18 protein-coding genes are annotated in these 21145 nt (G+C 37.4%); 6 read left to right on the top strand and 12 right to left on the bottom strand.

The genetic code is table 11. The features are described 5' to 3' along the window. Positions 1–11: 11 nt before the first annotated feature. The 3 genes from JP39_RS02285 to nagE form a co-directional block, all read right to left on the bottom strand. Complete coding sequence (locus JP39_RS02285) at positions 12–986, bottom strand: PTS sugar transporter subunit IIB (RefSeq protein WP_041498841.1); 975 nt, start codon at positions 984–986, stop codon at positions 12–14. A gap of 802 nt (positions 987–1788) precedes the next feature. Next, positions 1789–2469 (bottom strand): DUF4867 family protein, encoded by a 681-nt coding sequence (locus JP39_RS02280; RefSeq protein ID WP_041498842.1) that lies wholly within the window; start codon positions 2467–2469, stop codon positions 1789–1791. 619 nt (positions 2470–3088) lie between these two features. Then, the gene (gene nagE / locus JP39_RS02275; protein ID WP_041498844.1) at positions 3089–5068 is read right to left on the bottom strand and encodes an N-acetylglucosamine-specific PTS transporter subunit IIBC; all 1980 of its coding nucleotides are present in this window, start codon (positions 5066–5068) and stop codon (positions 3089–3091) included. A gap of 651 nt (positions 5069–5719) precedes the next feature. Between nagE and JP39_RS02270 the strand changes: the two genes are divergently transcribed. Beyond that, on the top strand, positions 5720–8371 hold the full coding sequence (locus JP39_RS02270; protein WP_041498846.1) for an HAD-IC family P-type ATPase: 2652 nt from the start codon (positions 5720–5722) through the stop codon (positions 8369–8371). Positions 8372–8473: 102 nt separating this feature from the next. Here JP39_RS02270 and JP39_RS02265 read toward each other — a convergent pair whose 3' ends face one another. Further along, on the bottom strand, positions 8474–9214 hold the full coding sequence (locus tag JP39_RS02265; protein ID WP_041498847.1) for a response regulator transcription factor: 741 nt from the start codon (positions 9212–9214) through the stop codon (positions 8474–8476). Positions 9215–9600: 386 nt separating this feature from the next. Here JP39_RS02265 and JP39_RS02260 point away from each other — a divergent pair, with 386 nt between their 5' ends. From JP39_RS02260 to pstB, 4 genes are all read left to right on the top strand, one after another. Continuing rightward, entirely contained in the window at positions 9601–10503 is a 903-nt protein-coding gene (locus tag JP39_RS02260; protein ID WP_041498848.1) for a phosphate ABC transporter substrate-binding protein PstS family protein, read from the top strand. Positions 10504–10580: 77 nt separating this feature from the next. Then, entirely contained in the window at positions 10581–11498 is a 918-nt protein-coding gene (gene pstC, locus JP39_RS02255; RefSeq protein WP_041498849.1) for a phosphate ABC transporter permease subunit PstC, read from the top strand. Continuing rightward, positions 11499–12386 (top strand): phosphate ABC transporter permease PstA, encoded by an 888-nt coding sequence (gene pstA / locus JP39_RS02250; RefSeq protein WP_041498851.1) that lies wholly within the window; start codon positions 11499–11501, stop codon positions 12384–12386. 11 nt (positions 12387–12397) lie between these two features. Next, positions 12398–13192 carry a phosphate ABC transporter ATP-binding protein PstB gene (gene pstB / locus JP39_RS02245; RefSeq protein ID WP_041498852.1) on the top strand — a complete coding sequence of 265 codons (795 nt, stop codon included), beginning with the start codon at positions 12398–12400 and terminating at the stop codon, positions 13190–13192. A gap of 90 nt (positions 13193–13282) precedes the next feature. On the opposite strand, the gene JP39_RS02240 is transcribed toward pstB, so the two are convergent. The 3 genes from JP39_RS02240 to JP39_RS02230 all read right to left on the bottom strand — a co-directional run bounded on the left by JP39_RS02240 (position 13283) and on the right by JP39_RS02230 (position 15950). Then, positions 13283–13606 carry a hypothetical protein gene (locus JP39_RS02240; RefSeq protein ID WP_041498853.1) on the bottom strand — a complete coding sequence of 108 codons (324 nt, stop codon included), beginning with the start codon at positions 13604–13606 and terminating at the stop codon, positions 13283–13285. A gap of 101 nt (positions 13607–13707) precedes the next feature. Continuing rightward, the gene (locus tag JP39_RS02235; protein ID WP_041498855.1) at positions 13708–15468 is read right to left on the bottom strand and encodes a thiamine pyrophosphate-binding protein; all 1761 of its coding nucleotides are present in this window, start codon (positions 15466–15468) and stop codon (positions 13708–13710) included. A gap of 236 nt (positions 15469–15704) precedes the next feature. After that, positions 15705–15950, bottom strand: a complete 246-nt coding sequence (locus tag JP39_RS02230; RefSeq protein WP_041498856.1) for a hypothetical protein — start codon at positions 15948–15950, stop codon at positions 15705–15707. A gap of 191 nt (positions 15951–16141) precedes the next feature. Here JP39_RS02230 and JP39_RS02225 point away from each other — a divergent pair, with 191 nt between their 5' ends. After that, entirely contained in the window at positions 16142–16807 is a 666-nt protein-coding gene (locus tag JP39_RS02225; protein ID WP_048699311.1) for a phosphatase PAP2 family protein, read from the top strand. A 43-nt stretch (positions 16808–16850) separates the two neighbouring features. Here the strand turns inward: JP39_RS02225 and phnW are convergent, their stop codons facing one another. From phnW to phnC, 5 genes are read right to left on the bottom strand one after another with little or no spacing between them, the layout of a single operon-like run. After that, positions 16851–17942, bottom strand: coding sequence for a 2-aminoethylphosphonate--pyruvate transaminase (gene phnW / locus JP39_RS02220; RefSeq protein ID WP_041498857.1), 1092 nt, complete (start codon positions 17940–17942; stop codon positions 16851–16853). Then, entirely contained in the window at positions 17936–18730 is a 795-nt protein-coding gene (phnX, locus tag JP39_RS02215; RefSeq protein WP_041498859.1) for a phosphonoacetaldehyde hydrolase, read from the bottom strand. Before phnX ends, phnW begins: the two co-directional genes overlap by 7 nt. An 18-nt stretch (positions 18731–18748) precedes the next feature. Further along, a complete protein-coding gene (locus JP39_RS02210) occupies positions 18749–19600 on the bottom strand; it encodes a PhnE/PtxC family ABC transporter permease (protein WP_041498861.1) in 852 nt (283 codons plus the stop codon). Beyond that, on the bottom strand, positions 19597–20388 hold the full coding sequence (locus JP39_RS02205) for a phosphate/phosphonate ABC transporter permease (protein ID WP_041498881.1): 792 nt from the start codon (positions 20386–20388) through the stop codon (positions 19597–19599). Before JP39_RS02205 ends, JP39_RS02210 begins: the two co-directional genes overlap by 4 nt. Beyond that, complete coding sequence (phnC, locus tag JP39_RS02200; RefSeq protein ID WP_041498862.1) at positions 20388–21143, bottom strand: phosphonate ABC transporter ATP-binding protein; 756 nt, start codon at positions 21141–21143, stop codon at positions 20388–20390. The genes JP39_RS02205 and phnC overlap by 1 nt, the downstream gene beginning before the upstream one ends. Positions 21144–21145 lie beyond the last annotated feature (2 nt).

Here is a 21145-nt window from a genome sequence, read left to right as displayed (position 1 = left end):
TATGAATAAAATTAATTTTCTTTGTTCAATTCATCTTGAGCTTTTTTCATGATGTTATCGAGGTTATCTTCTGAGTCTGTAGGAACTTTACGAACATCAAACTTGATGCCTTCTTTTTCCATAGCCTTATAAGTATCGATATCATTTTGATCAAAAGCCAAAACTTTGTTCGGTTGAACTTTACCAACTGAATGAGCCATTGAACCAACATTAACTGTCTTCAATGGAACTCCCCCATCAATTGCTCTCTTAACATCTTGTGGTGTTTCGAAAAGTAATAGAGCACGTTCAGCACCAAAGTGCTTGTCGTCTTTTGCAATCTTGATCATTTGATCGATTGGGACAACGTGAGCATGAACACCAACTGGTGCAGCTTGCATAATCAATTGCTTACGCAAATCATCCTTAGCAACGTTATCTGAAACAACAATGATACGAGTAGGATTTGTTGTCTTACTCCATGCAGTAGCAACTTGACCATGCAATAGACGTGAATCAACACGAGCCAATACATATTTCATTGGTCCTGGTTGACCACCTGTAGGTCCTTGTTTTGGTGCAGCAGCCTTAGGAGCTTCCTTTGGTTGTAGTGATTCTGGACGAACCTTAACACCATCTTTTGCTGTTTCAATAATGTGAGCAGCAATTTCATGTGCTGAGTTCATTGATAAACGTGAAGCATATGCCTCAATCAACATAGGTAAGTTAAGGCCAGCAACGATAGCCCACTTATCTTTATGTGCTTCGAACAAACCATTTACTTGGTTGAATGGTGTTCCACCCCATAAATCAACAAGGAACAATACTTGTTCTTGATCTTCTAGAGAAGAAACAGCTTCTTCCAATTTTGCTTTAAGGTCATCAGGACCCATGCTAGGTTGTAATGTAACGGATTGAACGTCTTTTTGTTCACCGAAAATCATTGAACCTGACATCTTGATGCCATCAGCAAAGTCACCATGGCTTGCAATAACAATTCCAACCATGTTTAATCCTCCTTTATTTTTATGTCATTAAAGCGCTTACTTTGACCACCCATTTCAGGTCAATACTGACAATAAAAATAGAATAATTTCTAAATAAACCGCTTTAATAGAGCTCACCCTTCATGTGAACCCTTACATAATATCATTTTTTCAGAAAAAAAACAGCTTTTTTAACAAAAAGAACCAAATAAAAACAAAACTAAACTTTTAAGATAAATTAAATAATTCATTTTTCAATTTTCTGGTTCCTCTATAGTAGCTTTCATATCAGGATGTTTAAAAAATAGGTATTATTTAGTCAAAGAGATCTGGACTGATTCCACCCTAATTATTGCTACTTTGTGATGGTTGAAAGTTCTCACTGCTTTTCATAATTTTCAATCAAAAGTCGGTCTAGTCCCCACTCTATCAGCATTTTCAATTTAATTAAAAAAGATAAGATATTTTATCTAAATTTATTTCACATGTTACATATATGTAACAGCTTGTTACTTATGTTTATATCGGTTTTAGTTTGAGAAATATACTGTCGAACTTATCTCAATTTGCTGAAACTGGTAGTTACCAATTTGTATAGCCCATTTTTAGTTAAAATATTTTTTTAAGAATTTATTAAGACAGAAAAAGGCTGCTAAATTTGAGACGTTACTCAGATTTAACAGCCTTATATATTTATTTTCTAACACCCTAAATTATAAATAAATGGAAAATTATTACTTAAGCTATTATATTTAAAACTTCCACTTGGATTCATTAACTATAAAAAAAGAAGATCCTCATTAGCGAGAATCTTCCATACTAATTATTTAGCTAGTGGCTTCATTTCAATCATCTTACCAGTCAAACCAACTTGAACTCCGATAGCAATCTTATCTTTACGACTAGGATCAACTAATTGGAACTTGTTTTGCTTAACGATACGTTTGTTTGTACTCTTGAAACCTGCAGGCAACTCTTCGTTTGAACCCTTAATCAACATAACGATGATTGAGAATCCTGAATCATGAACCTTGATTGGTGCATAGTGCAAAGTTGAACTGTAGAATTCAACAACTGTACCGGCTGGGACGAAAAATGTTTGACCATCATCAGCAGGACTGTATGAACCTTTAGTATCAAGTGTTGAACGTTGACCCAAGACCATGATGACATCAGTCAACATAATATTAGTTTCGCTACCTTGGTGATATTCGATAGCTGAAAAGTTAGTTGATTGACCAGTACATTCGCCAGCTTCAATTGGCATATTAGCATAGATATCCTTACCCATTTCTTGGATAACTGGAATTGCTTCGAGACCCTTGTTAGTTGGTGTGTAGAAATTAGCAGGACTAGAAATCTTAACGTTCTTATCCATATAATCAGTTACTTCACTGATGTCGTAGTTTGTATAAACTTTACCGTACTTTTTAAAATCTGGATCATCAATTGAGAGGATCTTATATTCTGGATTTAATTTTTGAAATTCTTCTAATGAACTCATGCTGTTCCCCCATGTTTGCTAATGTTTATTTCAAACACAATCTAACAGTTGTAAACGTTTTAGTCAATAGTTATTACGGAGGCTTTAGCTAGATTGTTACAGTTACAAATGCCTTTATACTAGGATTAGTGGGACATTTATACTCTCAAATTATCCAATATAATTATTTTATTTACCAAACAAAAATAAGGTGCACCGGAAAAACTTCCAGTACACCTTATCTATATTATATTTAACTCATGATGTTAGTTAATAATCTATTTTAAATATTCGTCCCAATTATATTTCAATATTCAAAATGAACTGGATACAAAATGAATAAAAAGGTCATTTGAACATTCAATTAATAATGATTAACTAGTCGGAAGAGCTGGGAAATATTTGTGTGCCGTGGTAGTGGTATAAGTACGGGAGGAATCTCCCGTACTTATACCACCGGACGTGTTTGGAGACTTGACGAACTGTGTCAAGGCTTCAAACCGAGGCCCGAGACCGCACTTTGGCTCGGGTCGTTCCGCACAGCTTGAGAATATTTTCCAGCTCTGTAGACGGCATATTTAACTAGCACCATATACTATCTATATTTTTAATTAACTTATGAAGGGTGATACAAATAATTTTACTTAGTAGTTACTTTAACAACTTCGGTATCCAACTTAGAATCCCTATCCAAAACATTGTATTTCATATAGGAAACACTTGGCATATTGGTGATAATAACCATCATGTCAGTTTTCTTACCAGCTTGTTTGATTTTATCCAAATCAACTTGAGCTAATTGGTCACCATGTTTAACCTCTTGGCCTTCTTTAACCTTGAGATCAAATGGTTCGCCTTTTAATTGAACGGTATCGATACCCATATGTACCAAGACTTCCAAACCATTGGCAGTCTTAATACCTAAAGCATGTTTGGTTGGGAAAATTGTTGAAATAGTTCCATCAACCGGTGCAGTAATCTTGCCATCTGTTGGCACAACTGCATATCCGTCACCTAACATCTTTTGAGCAAAGGTTGGATCTGATACTTTTTCAATATCTTCAACTAACCCATTTGCAATACTATAGAAGGTATCTGTTTCGCCAGACTTAACGTCAATGACTGGTTCAGCCTTCTTTGGCTGTTCAACCGGAGCGTCAGAAGCTGTTATTGCCACGTTTTCATCGAAAAGTTTCTTCAAGGCATCAGCCACAAATTGCACTTCCGTTCCGACAACAATGTGAATATTAACTTTATCCAAAACATTAACACCGGCAACACCAGCGCTCATGATTTGAGACTTGTTAATTTTACCAGTATCCTTCAATTGCAAACGCAAACGAGTTGTACAATTATCGATCACACTAATATTATCGTGACCACCGATTCCAGCATAAACTTTTTTAGCCATAACCATATATTTGTCATCAGTCTTAGATGTTGAAACTTCTTCAACTGGTACCGCATTTGCTTCAACAGGTTCACGACCAGGTGTCATTAAATTGAATTTCTTAATGGCAAAGTCGAAACCAAAGTAATAAATAACTGCCATTACTAAGCCTTGAACTAATAACATGTAAGGTTTATTAGCAATTGGCATGTGGAAACTCAAAATATAATCAACCAATCCAGCACTAAATGTGAATCCAGCTGTCCAGTGCATGAATGCTGCAAAAGCCATCGACAATCCAGTGAAAATTGCGTGGATAACATAAAGTGGCCAGGCAACGAACATGAATGAGAATTCCAATGGTTCCGTAACTCCGGTAAAGAATGAAGCAAAGGCTCCAGCCATCATCAAACCGGCAGTAGTCTTCTTGTGTTCTGGCAAAGCATTTTTGTAAATTGCCAAGGCTCCAGCAGGAAGTCCGAACATCATGACAGGGAAATAACCAGCTAAGTACATTCCAGTTACACCCTTAGTACCTTTGTTAGCCCAGAAATTACCAATATCGTTGATACCAGCAATATTAAACTCAAAGACTTGGTTCAAAGCTTGATGCAATCCAGTTGGAATCAAAAGACGGTTGAAGAATCCGAAGAGTCCAGCACCGACCCAACCTAGATTTACGATAAATTTACCAAAAGTAATTAAAGCTCCGTATAATACGGGCCAGATAAATAACAAAATAACTGAAACTAGTAGCATTGCGAGTGTAGCCATAATTGGTACGAGTCGTTTACCACTAAAGAATGATAAAGCCATTGGTAGTTTGGTCTCATGGAAACGGTCGAATAAAGCAGCCGCAATTAAGCCAGCAACGATACCAATAAAAACATTTCCGGCAATTGCATTAAAGGCAGGATCAACTTGTCCCACTTTGATACCTTTTAACAACGCCACTTGATTAGGTGCTAAAACATAAGTTGGTACGATATATGCTACAACACCAGCCATAGCAGCCGCTCCATCTTTCACCTTTGTCATCCCAATTGACAAGCCCACGGCGAATAATAAAGCTAACTGACTGAGGATAGCACTTCCTCCGACTTGCAAGAACTGTGAAAAGCCCCAGTTTTGCGGTAGCCAGTGTCCAATACCCTCTAATAGCGCAGCAGCTGGTAAAACGGCAACTGGCAATTGAAGAGATCGGCCCATTCTTTGAAGATAGGTTTTCATTTTCCTATTTTCCTCCCCAAAATTAAAATATTTTTCTAACGAACCCAATCATACTGGTATACATTATACATGGCAATAGTTTTATTATGATTTATGTATCATGTAAAGTGGTTAAACGTTTTCAATACCTAATTGGACTAGATTACTTTAATATTGGTATATTCCACACAGCTACTATTATTAGAAGAAACTAATCATTTCTCTAACATTGACATAATGTATACAATCTGATATATTTATATCTACACAGAACCTAAGGAGTAAAATTTTAACTGAAAACGAAACTTATATATTTCTTACATCGAATTAGACATTAGACGGCGGCACATTACTTCAATTAGCAATGCGCTTTTTTTAAATCTAAAAATCTATGGTTGAGGTAGTTATTGTTACGCTAGTTAAAAGCAATAATAACTTTAGTAATACAGCAGCCGGAGGTTTCGAGGAGATAAAGTCAGCAGTAGCAGTGGCGTTAGGACGACGAAGTCGTTCTTACACCACAGGACGTATTTTGAGATTTGCGGTCTTTGCAAAGCTCAAAATCGAGGGTCGAGACCGCACTCTGGCTCGAGCCGGTCCCACAGCAGACTTTATCTCCTCGAAACCGGAGCCACCCAGACCATCTAATTTAAACGAATGAGGAGATACCAATTGAAACCTAAACCCTATCAGATAGGATTTAAGAAATTAAAAGAAACATATAATACAAATGATTTTAAAGAAGGACTTTCTACTAAAGAAGCTCAAAAACGTTTGAGTGAAAATGGTCCTAACAAATTAGAGGCTCATAAGACGCCGAAATGGAAAATCTTTTTCCGCCAATTCAACAATATGGTTATCTACGTCTTAATCGCCGCTACATTGATCACTTTATTGATGGGTCACTATTCCGACTCAATCATTATTTTCTTAGTGGTTATTATCAACGCCATCATTGGTTACTATCAAGAATCGAACGCCTCTGATGCGCTGGATAAAATTAAGCAGATGCTCTCGATTGAGGCAACCGTCTATCGTGATGGTAAGCGGACTGACATCCCTGCCGAAGATTTAGTTGTCGGTGATACGGTCTTCTTAGAAGCTGGGGACAACGTGCCTGCCGACTTGAGAATTATTGACTCCGATAACTTACGTATCCAAGAGTCAGCTTTGACTGGTGAATCCAACTCAGTTGCTAAAATTTCGGACGCTTTGGAAAACGATGTGCCTTTAGCTGAACAAAAGAATATGGCTTTCGCATCAACTGCTGTAACAAATGGTAGTGGTAGCGGATTGGTCGTTGCGACTGCTAAAGATACCGAAATTGGTAAAATTTCCGACGAAGTGAGCTCCGTTAAACAACGTAAAACACCTTTAATGCAAATTATCGATAGCCTAGGTACTAACGTTTCCTACTTTATCGTGGCCGCATCGGTCGTTATCTTCATTATTGGTTTAATCTTTGACACTTATTCATTACCAGTGCTTTCCCTAGCCGTCGTTGCGATGATGGTTGGTGCTATCCCTGAAGGTATGCCTGCGACAACTTCAGTTATTTTAGCCAAAGGTGTTAGTGATATGGCTAAACGTCAGCACACAATTGTTAAAACCTTACCCGCTGTTGAAACATTGGGCTCGGTTGACGTTGTGGCGACTGACAAAACTGGTACCTTAACTAAGAACGAAATGACCGTTACCGATATTTTGATTGATGATCAAGAGTATCAAGTTACTGGAACTGGTTATGAACCAACTGGTGAAATCGTTCAAAATAGTCAGCCAATTGAAGTATCTGAACGTTTGAAACTATTTTTAGAAGCTGGTTATCAAGCTAACGATACTACCCTAGTCCATGAAAATAATCAGTGGGAAATAAATGGTGAGCCAACTGACGGTGCCTTTTTAACCCTCTATCACAAGGTTTTCCCTTACGAACAAGATAATCCTTATCAAGAAGTCGACATCTTGCCTTTCGATTCTGACTATCGTTATATGGGTAAAATCGTCCAAGGCTCTGACAAGAAACGTTTTCTATTTGTGAAGGGTTCACCTGATAAATTATTGGAAATGGCTCAGAAACAAGACGCCAACTTTAATTACGATTATTGGTTGCAAAAAGTTTTACAATTCTCAGCCGAGGGTAAACGTGTTATCGCGGTCGGTTATGAAGAAGCTCCGAGTGATGCCGACGAAGTAACACACGAAATGATTGTCGACGGCTTAAACTTCTTAGGCTTAGTTGCCATCATCGACCCACCTCGTGAAGAAGTCATCGAATCATTGAAAGTCATGCGTGGCGCTGGTGTTGAAGTTAAAATGATCACTGGTGATAACGCAGTTACCGCTAAATCTATCGGTGAAAAATTGGGCTTAGCCGCTGAAATTCACGCCATTACTGGTCCTGAATGGGACAAACTTTCTGACGACGAACGAATCGAAGCTGCTGACAAGAACCAAGTTTTCGCCCGTACTACTCCAAGCAACAAGTTAGAAATCATCAAAGCTTTACAAGAGAATAACAAAGTTACAGCCATGACTGGTGATGGTGTCAATGATGCCCCAGCCTTAAAACGTGCCGATATTGGTGTTGCCATGGGTATCAAGGGTACTGACGTTGCGAAGGATTCAGCCGACATGATTCTGACTGATGACAACTTTGCGACAATGTCATCTGCTATTCGTGAAGGTCGAAGAATTTTCGATAACATTAAGAAAAGTATTCTCTACCTCTTACCTATCTCGTTTTCTGAAGGTTTGATCGTAGCGTATGCGATTTTGACTAAACAAGAAATCCCACTACAACCGACTCAATTGCTTTGGATCAACATGGTTTCCGCCATTACGATTCAATTCGCCTTGATTTTCGAGCCAGCCGAAGACGGTATCATGAACCGAGCTCCTCGAAAGACTGGTAGCAAGCTAATGAACCTCCACGATGTTTTCCAAATGACCTATGTGGCAATTCTGATTGCGGCTGTCAGTCTGATTATCGACATCTATTTAAATAATCAAGGTGTCGGTGAAGTTATCTCTAGTACAACCATGGTCAATACGCTGATTATTGGTAAGATTTTCTACTTATTCAATATCAGAACACCGAAGTTAGCCCTTTCCAAAGAACTGTTCTCCAATCCGAAAGCATTCGTATTCGTTGGCTTGATGATCCTGTTACAATTATTCCTAACTTACGTTCCATTTATGCAAGGAATCTTCTCAACTGGTTCAATTGGCTGGACTGAATGGGGTATGGCCGTCGCTGCTGGTGCCATTGTCTTAGTTGTTATTGAATTTGATAAATTAATTCGTCTTAAATTTAAAAGATAATAAAAATGAATTTGAGTCAAATATGTAGCGTAAATGTACAACAATTTTCTACTTAACCCAAAAAGGGACTGTAAATCCAGAGTCGGATTTACAGTCCCTTTTTTACTTTTCAGAAACTAACGGATAATCATTATCTAAAACATATCCAAAGCCACGCACTGTTTTAATACAGTCAGTTGACTTAGACTTTTCTGCTAATTTGTCACGTAAATGACTGATGTGGATGTCAATCGTTCTACTGGAACCCGCTGAATCGTAGCCCCAGACACCTTCTAATAGTTGATCTCGACTGAGGACTTTGCCCCGATGCTGGACTAAATACCAGAACAAACTAAATTCCTTAGGTGTCAGCCCTAAATCATAGCCATTATGGGTCACGCGATAATGCTTAAAATCAATTACGATATCATTGAATTTCACGGTATCATTTTTAAATTCTTTACGCGAATTTTTCGGTACATCTTTGGTGATGGAAAACCGGTCATAAACCCAGAATAACTGTTTAACTTTTGCGACTAGTTCTGGATATTCAAAAGGTTTCGTGATGAAGCTGTCAATGTTGATGTTATAAAATAATGATCTTCGCTTTTTTTCTTTAGCCGGTGCCAAGACAATTATCGGACCGGATATTTTACTACGGACGTTTTTGAGAATCTTTAGCGACTGTTGTAAATCAGTAGTCGAAAAGTCCCATAATAAGCCGGCGATATCTTCTTTTTCAACTAATTTCTCGACTTCATTTGGATCAGTGATATTACGAATGAACCAACCTTGATTATTAAAATAACCATTGATTTCAATAAAGAGTGGTAGCTTATTGCTGAGCAATACTAGCGGTTGCATGTACACTACTTCCTTCCTGTCATTTAATATTGCAAGGGCTGAAACTATTACAATATTAAAATTCAAGGCATCCTTGCTTATAGATTTCTTGAAATAAAACTAACTACAGCCACATCACAATTTGATTATAGCAATGTAAATAAGGTGGGTCATTTATATTGACTAAATCACCTATTGTCTTTGAATATATACAAATACAAATCTTATAATAATTGGCTGTCCCTTAATTCCCCTGCGTTTCTCAGTCTACAAACCAAATGTATATTTTTTTCACAACTTTACAAAAACTTTACATTAAATAAACATTATTTATACACGACCTCGCTATCTTTATAAGTGTTCAGTAAATGATTTTATTAATTCGAATTTGAATAGGGGTTTTAGAAATGAAAAAGAAAACTATTATTTCATTAGTGCTGGGTTTTGCCGCATTGATGTTGGTTCTAACTGGCTGTGGAAATAACAGTAGCAAGAGCTCTACTTCATCAAAGAGTTCAAGTAGTGAAGCTTCAGGAAAGATCACTGCCGTTGGTTCAACTGCTTTACAACCACTAGTTGAAAAAGCAGCTGCTAACTTCCAAAAGAAGAACAGCAAGGTTAACATTACTGTTCAAGGTGGCGGTTCAGGTACAGGTTTGAGCCAAGTCCAAGACAAATCAGTTACAATTGGTAACTCAGATATTTTTGCTGAAGAAAAGCAAGGTATTGATTCAAAGAAATTAGTTGACCACAAGGTTGCCGTTGTTGGTATGGCACCAGTTGTTAACAAAGATGCTAACGTTAAGAGCCTTAAGATGGAGCAAGTAAAACAAATCTTTACAGGTAAGATTACAAACTGGAAAGAAGTTGGCGGCAAGGATGAAAAGATCACTGTCGTAAACCGTGCTAAGGGTAGTGGTACCCGTGCAACTTTCGAAGCCGCTGTTCTTAAAGGTGAAGAAGCCGTTAAATCTCAAGAACAAGACTCAAATGGTACTGTTCAAAAGATTGTTGAAAGTACACCAGGTGCTATAAGTTACCTAGCATTCTCATACATTAATGACAAGATTCAACCAATCTCAATTGATAACGTAAAACCAACTGACGAAAATGTTGAATCAGACAAGTGGAAGATTTGGTCATATGAACACATGTACACTAACGGTAAACCCGACAGTGCTACAACTAAGTTCCTAGACTACATGAACTCAAAAGATGTTCAAGACTCATTAGTTAAAGACATGGGTTACATCAGTATCCACAATATGAAGGTTCAAAAAGATTCTAAAGGAACAGTTAGTTCAAAATAATCAATTATAAAAAGAACTTCAACCTTGCCTAATCCTGGTCGAGGTTCTTTTTTTTAATATACAGGAGTGTGATTCCCATGGATGATATTCAAAAAAAATTACAAGCGAAATCCAAAGCCACTTTTCAAGACTACTTTGGCAAGGGAATTTGTTATTTTTGTATAGGTTTAATCATTTTACTAGTTACTTGTATCCTCTATTTTATTGCTTCTAAAGGATTAGCAACTTTCACTAAAGATCATGTTAGAGTGCTCGACTTTCTAACTAAATCTAACTGGAACCCCGGAGCAACTGATGCTCAAGGACATCCCGATGTTGGTGCATTGCCAATGATCGTAACTTCCTTCAGCGTTACCCTCTTAGCAGCCTTGTTGGCCACTCCATTTGCCTTAGGTGTCGCTATCTTCATGGCTGAATTCTCAAGTAAAAACGGTAGTAAGATTTTACAACCCGTTATTGAGTTACTAGTTGGTATTCCTTCAGTTGTTTATGGATTTATTGGATTATCCGTTATCGTACCTTTTATCAGACATCTTTTTGGCGGTACGGGATTCGGTATCCTATCAGGTACATTGGTTCTATTCGTAATGATTTTACCTACAATTACTTCACTGTCAGTCGATAGTTTGAAGTCAGTACCCCTCTATTATCGTCAAGCATCATTAGCGCTAGGTGCCACTAGATGGCAAACGATTTACAAAGTCATCTTACGTGCCGCCGTACCAGGTATTTTAACTGCCATTATTTTCGGTATGGCTCGAGCTTTCGGTGAAGCTTTGGCTGTACAAATGGTTATTGGTAACGCCGCTTTGATGCCTAAAAACTTAATTTCTCCCGCATCAACTTTGACAAGTAAATTAACTACCGATATTGGTAACACGGTCATGGGTACTTTACCTAACAATGCCCTCTGGTCATTAGCCCTGATTCTGTTGTTAATGTCTCTAGTTCTCAATATGCTTGTTAAATTCATTGGAAAGCGAGGTCGTTTCTAGATGAATGCAAAAAAATGGGACCGTGTTGCTTCAGGCGTTATTTATGTGTTAGTAGCAGCGGTCATCTTAATATTGGTAGCAATTCTAGGTTATATTCTCTTTAACGGGGTGCCTGATATTTCTTGGCATTTCCTAACGTCTCCCGCTCAGTCATTCAGTGCTGGTGGTGGGATTCGTGATCAACTATTCAATTCTCTTTATTTACTAGTTTTAACAATTATCGTTTCATTACCAATTGGTTTAGGTGCCGGAATTTACTTATCTGAATACGCTGCCGATAATTGGTTCACTGGCTTAATCAGAACCAGTGTCGAAGTATTGAGTTCCCTACCTTCAGTGGTTGTCGGCTTATTCGGCTACTTACTATTTGTTATTAAATTAAATCTTGGTTTCTCAATTCTCTCTGGTGCCATTGCTTTGACTTTCTTCAACTTACCGCTATTAACAAGAAATATTGAAGAATCGCTCCGCAGTGTGCCTAACTTGCAAAGAGAAGCTGGAATGTCACTTGGTCTTTCGAACTGGAAGACTACTACAAAAATCATCTTACCAGCCGCTCTACCTGGTATCTTGACTGGTTTAATCCTCAGTGCCGGAAGAATTTTCGGTGAAGCTGCTGCTTTAATCTACACAGCTGGTCAAAGTGCTCCAACAGTTGATTACACTAATTGGAATATTTTCTCAGCTACTAGTTTCTTGAATCCAATGCGTCCCGCTGAAACACTAGCCGTACACATTTGGAAAGTTAATACTGAGAGTGTTACTCCCGATGCCAACTTAATTTCAAGTGCATCATCTGCCGTCTTGATCATCGTTATTTTGCTTTTCAACCTAGGAGCACGTTTCTTGGGTAATAAACTGTACAAAAAAATTACTGCAACGAAATGAGGTCCTAGCTTTTGAAAGAATATAACTTAAATGAATCATATATAACTGATATCCCGGAAAAGAAGGCACTCTCAACTAAAGATTTACAAGTCTACTATGGTGACAATCACGCCATCTTCGACGCTAATATGGATTTTCCACGTTACAAAATCACTGCCCTAATCGGTGCCTCTGGTTGTGGTAAGTCAACATTTCTTCGTTGCTTAAATCGAATGAACGATAAAGTTGCCCGTGTGGATGGCAATATCATGTATCGAAATGTGGACATCAATAGTAAAAAGATCAACGTTTATGAAGTCCGTCAGCACATTGGAATGGTTTTTCAAAGACCAAATCCATTTGCTAAATCTATTCGTGAAAATATCACTTTTCCATTAAAGAATGTTGGTATTAAAGGAAAAGACGAACTGGAAGAACGCTTGGAACAAAGTTTACGTGGCGCTGCCTTGTGGGATGAAGTCAAAGATGACTTGAATAAAAGTGCTCTAGCATTATCAGGTGGTCAACAACAACGACTATGCATTGCCAGATCAATTGCCATGCACCCCGATATTTTGTTACTAGACGAACCTGCCAGTGCGCTAGATCCAATCTCAACATCGAAGATCGAAGAAACATTGCAAGAATTGAAGAAAGACTACTCAATCATCATCGTGACACATAATCTCCAACAAGCATCACGTATCAGTGACTACACAGCGTTCTTACACTTAGGTCACATCATTGAATATAATTCGACAGTTAATGTCTTCACTAATCCAAAGATGCAAGCAACCGATGATTACGTTTCTGGAAACTTTGGATAATAAAAAGAGATAATTCAATTAAGAATTATCTCTTTTTTGTTGTCCTGTACTTCAAGCTGATTTGTTACATAAATCTTCCTTAGAAAACAATCAATCAACTTGAGCTCTTAAAACTAGTTCATATTTATTCTGATCATCCGTCTTCTTAATAATGTAGTGACGGAAAATCACATGTTTCAAATCCGCTAAATCTTTCTTTTTCTGACTCATAAATGCACGATGAACCTTGTGATTAAATAGCGTAATTATCGCCATCCAACCATGCGTTACAGCAATCGACCAGTCATTAGCACTACCAACAACTTGTTGCATATGAATTTCATAACACAAATCATACGCAGCACCGGAAACCTCAAAAGCTGATTCATTATTGCTTGTTGCTTTTTTCAAATCTTCAATACTATCAATTGACATAGACAAACCCCTCATTTGTAAATAAAAAGACGAGTCATCCTCTTGACCCGTCTCTTATTTTACTTGTTTATCAAATAATCTAAAGGTTGAAAATTAATCAATTAAAGATTATCGCCTTGAGCACGCAATAATTCACCTAGAGCTGGTTGAGTCTTAGGGTCAATTTCGTACTTTTTAGCAAACTCATCTACTGCATCTTGACCATACAATTTAGCATCCATTGGCATGAAAGCAGTCGCAATTGGATCAACTTGTCTAATAACTGCATTGACTACGATTGGCTTCTTGTTGCCATTAGCTTGCAATTCCTTGATTTTGCCAAAGACTTCGTCAGCTTCCTTGATTGAACTAACGGTAAAGCCAATGCCGCCAAGTCCTTCAGCAACTTTAGCCCAGTCAGCTCCAGTCAAATCGACACCATACAAGTGTTGTTTAGAGGCAACCTGCTCGTAATAGATGAAACCTAATCTTTCATTTGAAAGAATCACATTGATAACTGGCAATTCATATCTAGCTTCCGTAATTAAATCAGGAGCAACCATTGAAAAGCCACCATCACCTGACAACGTCCAAGCTTGAGCGTCAGGCACACTTAAAGCACCAGCCAATCCAGCAGGTAGACCAAAGCCCATTGTGGCAAATAATCCTGACAAAGCAAAACGCTGGTTGTGATTCATTGGCAATCCACGAACACCAAATTCTGTGACATTACCCGTATCAACACCATATGTATCATTAGGACCAGCCATTTCAGCCATTTTCTTAGTAATTGTTTCAGGATTCAAGCCTTGACTGTCATCGGTAGCACGACTATCAAGCCACTTATCCCAGTTAGTTTTATTTTCTTGGTTAGCTTTCAACCAAACACCAGCTGGTAAAGTCTCCTTCGTATCAATCAAACCTTGCAAATAACTCTTAGCATCAGCAATCACTGCATAGTCAACATCAACTGTTTTACCGATATCATAAGGATTATTATTTACATCGATAATTTTGACACCTTCTGGCCAGAATCTAGCAAATGGAAATTCTGAACCAATGAACAGAATTAAATCAGTGTGTTGTAAAGCTTCAAATCCAGACTTAGTACCTAAACGACCAAATGTTCCAATAAAGTTAGGGTGGTCACTACTGATAACACCAGTTGCGGGAACCGTTGTCATAACTGGGACATTGAATTGCTCAGAAAACTTAGTCAAAACATTTTTGGCACCTAGCAAACCACGTCCAGCATAAACTAGCGGATGCTTAGCTTCCTTTAACATCTTCAAGGTATTTTGAATATCTTCTGGATTGATTGTTTGTGTATAAGTTTGTTCAACCGTCTTTGGCGTCTTGCTTGGGACGTAGTCAATCTCAGCACTAGTCAAATTCTCAGGCAAGATAACTACCGCAACACCCTTTTGACGATAAGCTTCACGAATAGCTTGATTGATAACATAAGGAATCTGTTCAGCAGTTGTTACAGTCCGATTGAAAACTGCCACATCCGCAAACATTGGACCCTCATCCATTTCTTGGAAATAGTTGGTATTCATATTCTCCTGTGGAACTTGACCAACCAAAGCCAAAACGGGTACGTGATCCATCTTGGCATCATACAAACCATTGAACAAATGCGTAGCACCAGGACCAGCAGAACCAAAAGTTACTCCGATTTTACCAGTAAATTTAGCGTCAGCCGAAGCGGCAATCGCACCAACCTCTTCATGACGTACTTGAATATATTTAATTTTATCCTTCTCTAAATAAAGACCTTCAACTGTATGGTTAATTGAACCACCGGGAACACCATAAATGTGATCAACATCCCAGTCCTCAAGAACTTTAACTAAAGCTTGTCCAGCAATCATTTTTGTCATTTTTTCCACTTTCCCTCTGCAAAGTTTCGATAAAAAATTGTATTACTTTATATACTGCTTGCAAACGTTATCATCGAACAATTTTAAGGAAAAATCAAATATTTAATCTTGTTCATAATTTAATTTGTTATCAAATAATGTGACACGATTAATCTTTATTCTGGTTCCGCCTCCAGGTCTGAGAACATTCACCTACGAAAACAAAAAAACAAGGCTTTCGCCTTGTCCCATTTTCATTAATTATTAAAGAATCGTGATACAAATAAGAAAACTATTCCACCTACAATTACCCCGATACCAATGATCAGATAATTCCATAATCCTAAAACTCCTAGTAAAATCAGAATTATTCCGATGAGTGGATGATGTAATAAAGCAATCCCCGTTTTGATAAATAACCAAATAATCACGAGAATAGCCGCTCCAATAGCGATTAACAGTGGTGCTGAACTACTGGAACTGGCTGCCATTAATGTGAGCATTTTCAGCCTCCTTTTTAGTAACCCAAATTATAACATTTAATTATTCTGCAGGTATATTTATTTGTACGATTAAATATATTTTAAAATTTTATGTAAATACCTGTATTTCTTATGAAAATAATATTACAATCAAAGCTTAAGAATAGATAAGGGGGAGTTCTTATCATTCTGGTTTCAAAGGAGTTCATATTTTGATATTCAAAGAAAATAGTCGCAGAAAATGGCTCACCATAATTTACGTAGTCGCATTTTTTCTGTTAGAAATACTGATTGTTACCAACAGTCCTTTCATTGGTGGTATCGATCACGCTGCCCAAGATATCTTTAGTGCTATAACTTCACCGTTCGACACAAAGATTTTTTCGTTTATTACCTTTCTCGGTAGTCCACTCATGGATGTAATTTATTTAATCATCATGATGCTTTTGCTCTATCGAATGGGTAAAAAAGATTCAAGTTTCTGGATTGGCTTTGTTTTAATCGGTGGGAATATTATTTCCTATCTAATTAAAATAACCGTAAAAAGATCCAGACCGACTGGTAAAATCATCCCTGCTTCAGGTTTCAGTTTTCCCAGTGGACATGTTTTTGGGACTATGTTAGTTATCATGACTTTAATATTTTTAGTACTACCAATGTTCAAGTCACTGTCAAATCGACATACTATCAACGTACTGTTAATTATCTGGTTGATAGTCGTTGCGATTTCTCGAGTATATTTACGTGGACACTTTCTCAGTGATACTGTCGGCAGTATGTTATTAGCTGGCGCTTGGTGGGAATGTTCTGTAATGCTTTATCTAAAATACTATGATTCAGTTGGTAATATTTTAAAACTGAATAACTCAGACCAATAAAAAAAACGACAATCGAATTAAGGATTGTCGTTTTTTCTTTTGCTTATTTACTAATGATATCTTTAATCGCTACAAGTAACTCAGTAATATCCTCATCGTAAACTTCCCCAATATTACCAATTCTAAAAGTTGGTACTTGAGAAATCTTACCAGGATAAATCACAAAGCCATCTTGTTTCAATTGATGATAAAAATCGTGAAAATCAAAGTCGTCATTTGGATAAATGAATGAAGTGATGATTGGTGATTGATACTTTTCATCAATCAAAACTTTAAATCCGAGTTCTTCCATCCCAGTAGCTAAATGCTTCTGGTTGCTTTCATAACGTTTGTGTCGAGCAACTACACCGCCCTCTTCTTTTAGCTCTTGTAGAGCTTCATAAAAGGCGTGAACTACATGTGTAGGTGAAGTGAATCTCCACTTACCATGATTACGTTCCATTTCAGCATATTGATCAAATAAATCAAGTGATAATGTTCTTGATAAACCTCGTGTTGCCTCAAGAACTTGCTTTCTGGCAATTACGAATGAAAATCCAGGAACACCTTGGATACATTTGTTTGAACTACTTATTAAATAGTCGATTTTTTCTTCTTTAACATTGATGGGAACACCACCAAAGCTACTCATTGCATCAACGATAGTAACAATTCCGTGAGCATTGACGTAAGGAATAATATCTTCAACAGGATTTAAAATACCAGTAGTCGTCTCACAGTGGATCATGGCGAAATGTGAAATATCAGGATATTTATCAAGATATTCTGTTACCTTTTCCAATGTGATTGGTTCTCTTTCATCAACTACCAAATCAACGTGGTCAATACCATAAATGTCAGCCATTTCACTGATTCGTTTACCGTAAGCACCATTGATGGCAATCATCAACTTATCATCATCAGAGATTGTTGAACTAATAACTGATTCCACTCCATAAGTACCACTACCTTGGATTGGAACGGCTGTATATTCATCAGCACTAACTTGTGCTACATCCAACAATGATTGACGAAATGATTGAGTAATTTCTTTATAATCATCATCCCAAGTACAATAGTCAAAATCCATTGCTGCTTTCACAGATTCACTAGTTGTTAAGGGACCTGGAGTTAAGAGTAAGTATTTTTCTACCATTTTTTATCCATCGATTCATTTAAGTATTCAATAATTTGAACTAAGTCATAGATGCTGTCAATCACAAAATCAGTATTAACTGATTCAAAACTACGTTTAACTTCATTACGTTTAGTTATTTGTTCTTCAGTATTCAATTCATCAAATTCAACCTGTGTTAATCCCATCAAACTGCTACCTTCAACTATCCCAACGGTTTTAACATTAGCATTTTGACCTTCTTCAATATCAACCAAAGTATCCCCTACCTTGATGATTTTAGTAGGATCATCAATATCAAATTTCTTCATAATGAATTGAATCATTGCTGGTGCTGGACGACCTAATCCATTTACATCTTCTGATGTAATGACCAAGTCCGGAGTATAGCCCGCTTCTGCAGCCTTATCCTGAACAATTTTCATCATCTCTGCAGTATAGCCAGTAGTTGTCGCAACTTTTATTCCGTATTCTTTAAGGTAGTTAAAAGTCTTTAATACCCCGGACTTTAATTCAGTAGATTCTTTCAAATAACGAAGTAACGCTTCTTGAAAATCTGCATAGATTTTCTCACGGTCATCATTATTAGGTTCTTTTGAATACTTTTGTTCCCATTGTTGTTTAACATCATCAAGTTCCAAGATCTTACCAATATGGTCCCATTTAGCCATGCCCATATCTTGGCGAATATCTTCATCACTCAACTCAATACCGGCATCTTTGAACGCCTTTTTAAATGCGATAACTGGAGCCAAACTACCGTAATCAACAGTTGTCCCGGCCCAATCAAAAATTACTGCTTCAATCATAAAATTCTCTCCCTACACTTAACGGTTCAGATAGAACTGTCTAATCTTAACCGCAATAAACTCAAGTACAAATGTTACAAAAATAACTAGATAAACGATGAAACCTGTCTCGTGAAAATCAAAACTCATTCCACTAGCAACGAATAATTGATAACCAATTCCACCTGCACCTGCGGCAGCACCGACGGCAATCGCATTAGCAAAATTAATTTCTAGACGGATGAATGTCCAGGAAACAAAGGATGCCACGATTGTTGGCCAAATTGCTTGAAATACGATAACCCAGAATTTTGCCCCGGTAACCTTTAAGGATTCAATTGTTGATTTATCAATTCCTTCAATACTTTCAGAATAGGCTTTTGTTAAATAAGCAATACTGTGAAAACTCAACCCCAAGATAGCAGCAGTACTTCCTAAACCGCAGACAATTGAGAAGATCAAAGCCCAAATAATTGTGGGGATTGCTCGAACAATTGCCATAACGACACGAATTCCTGCACCTAAGTATGCATTTGTTAGATTCTTCGATGCTAAAACAGCAAACAAGAATCCAAAAACTGCACCGATAATAGTAGTTAATATTGAAAGCATTACACTACTTGCCAAAGCTTGAAGTAGCAATGGCACCCCGTCAGTACCTGCATTAGGTTGTAAGAACATCTGATCCAAAGTCATGGCTAATTCTTTAAAGGCAACATTGACTTTGACACCTGCGGTATCCAAATGAGTCAATGTGTAACCTGTAATCAAAATTAATCCAATGAAAACTGTAAAAATCATTGTTCTTGAAAGAGACCATTCATGCAATTTAATCTGAGGAGACCTTGGTGTTTTAGGCTTTTGAACAATGTTCTCTTCACTATTTATCACAAGATCACCCTCCTAATTTGATTGGAAATAGTCTCTAAAGCAATTACTACGATAATAATTGCCAATACTGTCATACCAGCGGCAGCAAAGCGGAAACTCTTATAGTAAATGTCGAAAATAAATCCAATACCGGTACCAGTCAAAATACCAACCAGCGTAGCATCACGAACGTTATTTTCAATCATATAAAGAATCCAACTAAGAATACTTGGTAGAATCTGTGGTAGAACAGCTTGGAAAATAACTTGGAAGTAACTAGCTCCAGTGGCCTTTAGAGCCAACATAGTTTCACTAGCCTCGTCCTCAATAATTTCCATAAAAGCACGGATCAAGTAACCCACTGACATTAATAGCAATGCTAGAAATCCGGTAAAGTCACTCTGTTTGAATGAAAAGAGTAAAATCATTGACCATGCAACTAAAGGAATATTTCGGAAGAAAGAAGCAATTCCACGAACAATTGTCTGGACAAAACCATTAACTCCAGTCACTTTTGAGCCCAATAATGCTACGAATATTGCAATAATGGCGGCTACTACGGTTGATGAAATAGCCAATAATACTGTTTGAAGTAGTTTTTGCCAAATCTTTGGCAAATACGTCATTGAATCTGCTGTCGGTCTGAAGTTAACTCCCAACCAGGCAAAAGCCTTAGGTACAGCTAGAAATCCGTTTAAACTATTAAAATCTAGTGCCCAACTACCGAATACATAGATACCACCAATAATGGCGATAACTGCTGTCTGATGCCAACCTTTGTGTGCTAAATACTTTTTAGGAGATTGCATCATTCAAGCTCCTCTGTAATGTCTTGATCATAAAGTGTCCGTAAAATATCTTCTGACAATAAATCTGCACTCTCATCGAAAACCAATTTACCTTTTCTAATTCCGATGATTTGGTCAGCATATTTTTTGGCCATGTTGATTTGGTGAAGATTGGCAATACAGATTAGGTTGTATTCTTCGGTTAAGTCTTTTAATAATTCCATGACGTTTTGTGCAGAAGCTGGATCCAACGACGCAATTGGTTCATCACACAAGATGACCTTAGGGTGTTGAATCAAAGAGCGGGCAATTCCGACACGTTGCTTTTGACCACCACTCAATTCTGAACATCTCTTTAAAGCAAAGTTTTCCAAGCCAACTTTCTTTAGAAGTGACATTGCTTCTTCTTTTTCTTCTTGAGTATATCGTCCAAAAACACCGGCTAGAGTCGATTTATAACCTAGTCGACCGTGCAAAACATTTTCAATTACAGTCAATCGTTCTACCAAATTGTAGTTTTGGAAAACCATTCCAATTTGGCGACGGAATTTACGTAATTGTGTCTTGTTAGCGGTACGGATGTCATTTCCATCTAATAGAATCTGACCATCGTCATCTTTGATCAACTGGTTCAAACTTCTTAAAATAGTTGTTTTCCCAGCGCCAGAAGGTCCAATAATAGCTACGAATGTACCTGGCTTGATATTAAATGAAATGTCAGTCAAAGCGGGTCTATCTTTCTCGTAACTCTTCTGTAATTTTTTTACCTCTAACATAG

The organism is Companilactobacillus heilongjiangensis, assembly GCF_000831645.3.
In the GTDB taxonomy this organism is placed as follows: Bacteria; Bacillota; Bacilli; order Lactobacillales; family Lactobacillaceae; genus Companilactobacillus; species Companilactobacillus heilongjiangensis.
Note: the sequence above shows the minus strand (reverse complement) of the source record. Positions and strands in the feature narration are given on the sequence as shown.